Source organism: Arthrobacter sp. TB 23 (assembly GCF_000294595.1).
In the GTDB taxonomy this organism is placed as follows: Bacteria; Actinomycetota; Actinomycetes; order Actinomycetales; family Micrococcaceae; genus Arthrobacter_D.
The window spans coordinates 11,725-14,211 of record NZ_ALPM01000045.1; the positions used below are offsets into that span (position 1 = coordinate 11,725).

General features: G+C 65.5%; 2 protein-coding genes and 1 pseudogene (1 of these 3 only partly in view). 2 read left to right on the plus strand and 1 reads right to left on the minus strand.

The window, feature by feature from the left end; translation table 11 throughout:
• Nucleotides 1-559 (plus strand): annotated as a pseudogene (pabB, locus tag B384_RS17935) (aminodeoxychorismate synthase component I); it begins 1,576 nt to the left of the window's first position.
• A gap of 159 nt (nucleotides 560-718) precedes the next feature.
• Here the strand turns inward: pabB and B384_RS0106115 are convergent.
• Nucleotides 719-979, minus strand: coding sequence for a GlsB/YeaQ/YmgE family stress response membrane protein (locus B384_RS0106115; RefSeq protein WP_019481110.1), 261 nt, complete (start codon nucleotides 977-979; stop codon nucleotides 719-721).
• A gap of 156 nt (nucleotides 980-1,135) precedes the next feature.
• Here B384_RS0106115 and B384_RS0106120 point away from each other — a divergent pair, with 156 nt between their 5' ends.
• Nucleotides 1,136-2,020: an aminodeoxychorismate lyase gene (locus B384_RS0106120; protein ID WP_019481111.1), complete on the plus strand. Its 885-nt coding sequence runs from the start codon at nucleotides 1,136-1,138 to the stop codon at nucleotides 2,018-2,020.
• Nucleotides 2,021-2,487: the final 467 nt, after the last annotated feature.

Consider the following 2,487-nt stretch of genomic DNA (forward strand, 5'->3'; position numbering starts at 1 on the left):
CCGTCGTTCGTCGGACCCGGCGGCGGACCTGGCCCTCCGAACGGACCTTCAGACCTCTCTGAAGGATCGCGCGGAAAATATCATGATCGTTGACCTGTTACGTAACGACCTCTCGCACGTTGCAGTCCCCGGCAGCGTGATCGTCAGCCGGTTGTGTGAGATTGAAAGCTACGCCACCGTGCACCAGATGGTCAGCACCATCGACGCCCAGTTGCGGCCGGGCGTCTCCCGGACCGAGGCCGTGTCCGCGGCGTTCCCGGCCGGGTCGATGACCGGGGCACCGAAAATCAGCACCATGGCCATCCTTGACCAGCTGGAGGCTGCCCCGCGCGGGGTGTATTCGGGCGCCGTCGGCTACTTCTCCCTGACCGGTGCAGCGGACCTCGCCGTCGTCATTCGCACCCTGGTGCTTGAGGACGACGGCGGCGGCACCCGGCTCAGCCTGGGCGTCGGAGGAGCGATCACTGCCGATTCGGATCCGGACGATGAGTGGGAAGAGGTGCGCACCAAAGCGTTCGGCGTGCTGTCAGGCCTCGGGTCCGCGTTCCCGGATAGCTAAGGCTGATGAATGGGGCCGCTGCAGTCTGGAATTGGCTGCGATGGGGCCGCTGCGCGTCGTTTCACCGCAGGAACGGCCCCCAGGCCAAGGTCCGCCGCTTGCAACCGGCAAGGCTGGCGCTGGGGGCCGTTTCTGGTGAGATCCGGCCCCCAGGCTGACCTAGCGGCGGACTTTGCGACGGCCGCTAACGCCCTCGGCGACGCCGATCAGCAGTACTGAGGCGATGACCGCTACGATGAATCCGAAAACGTTCAGCTCGAAGATGCCCCCGGTGCCGAGAAGGTTCGCGATGACGCCGCCGATCACTGAACCGGCAAGTCCCAGCAGGAGCGTGGCCAGCAGCCCAAGGTTCTGCTTCCCGGGCTTGATCAGCCGTGCCAGCGCGCCGATGATGAGTCCTGCAACGATAAATCCGATCACAATAACTGTCCGTTCTTTGGGGTCTGCCCCGTTACTACGAGGCCGCGTGCCGTTGGTAACACTACTGATGAAATTCTATCCGGTGCCGGTTGGCACGGGAAAATAGGAGGGGTGCGGCACCGTCATCCGCGTCAGTGAGGCAACTAAGCTGATCGCATGACTGTTCTTGTGTTCCTGGATCCCGCCCACGACGACGGCCGCGTCGTCGACGCATCACTGCCACAGCTCATGGCGACCGACCTTGGCGCAACGCGCGGGGACGGCATATTCGAGTCCCTGCTGGCCCTCAACGGAGAAGCCCGGAAGGTGCAGGCGCACCTGGACCGGCTCGCCTCATCAGCCCGGGCCCTTGACCTTGATCTCCCGTCCGAGGATGCCTGGCGGCGGGCCATCACCACCGCACTCGACGAGTACGCCGCCGGGGCTCACGTCCAGGCTGATACTGAGCTTGCCGTGAAGCTCATGGTCACCCGTGGGGTTGAGGGAGCTGACGCCCCGACGGCGTGGGTTCAGGTGGCGCCGGTGCCGGCGAAGACCCAGCAGCAGCGCAGGGATGGGCTTGCGGTCCTGTTCCTGGAGCGCGGGTATGACAGCACGGTGGCGCAGCGGGCACCGTGGCTGCTCATGGGTGCCAAGACGCTGTCCTACGCGGTCAACATGGCGGCGGTCCGGTACGCGCGGGCGCACGACGCCGACGACGTCATCTTCACCTCATCGGACGGCAAGGTCCTTGAGGGTCCGACGTCGACAGTCCTCCTGGCACGGGTCCGGGACGGCGTCAAGACCCTACTGACCCCGCAGCTGGAAAGCGGGATCCTCCCCGGCACATCGCAGAGTGCGTTGTTTACCGTGGCGAAGGCCGCCGGCTGGGAACTCGGGTACGGCCCGCTGGTGCCCGCTGACCTGTACGACGCCGACGGCGTGTGGCTGATTTCCAGCATCCGTCTCCTCGCACCGGTCAACTCCCTTGACGGTCAGCCGATCACCACCACCCCGGAGCTGACCAGGGAGCTGTCGGAGTTGGTGGCGAAAATTTCCTGAGGCCGGTTGTCGAACCCGGCCTACCCCAACCGTCAGGGGAAGGAGTTCGCCAGGCGCTGCGCCGAGGGTCGGCACCTCTTGACGGGCGGCGCCGAGCTGCAGCCGCCCACCACGGCGCGGATCCTGCGCGGTGGGAGCGTTGGTATGACGACGGCCCGTACACGGAGACCGCCGAACGGCTGGGCGGTTTCTCCCTGGTGGAAACCGACGCCCCGGAGGCACTGGCGGAATTCGTCAATGAGTTGTTGGCTGATACCACCGGGCCTGCTGAAATCCGGGCCATCATTCGACCACGCGAGGGCAGCTAAATGAAAATTGCAGTGTTTCTATACCAGGATGAGTCGATCTGGGCCAACGCCACCGAGGCCGAAGTGGAACAGTACATGGCCCAGCACGACGCCTTTTCCGAGGCGGCCCGCCAGCAGGGAAAGATCGTCGCGGGTGAGGCGCTCCCCAGCGTCTCGACC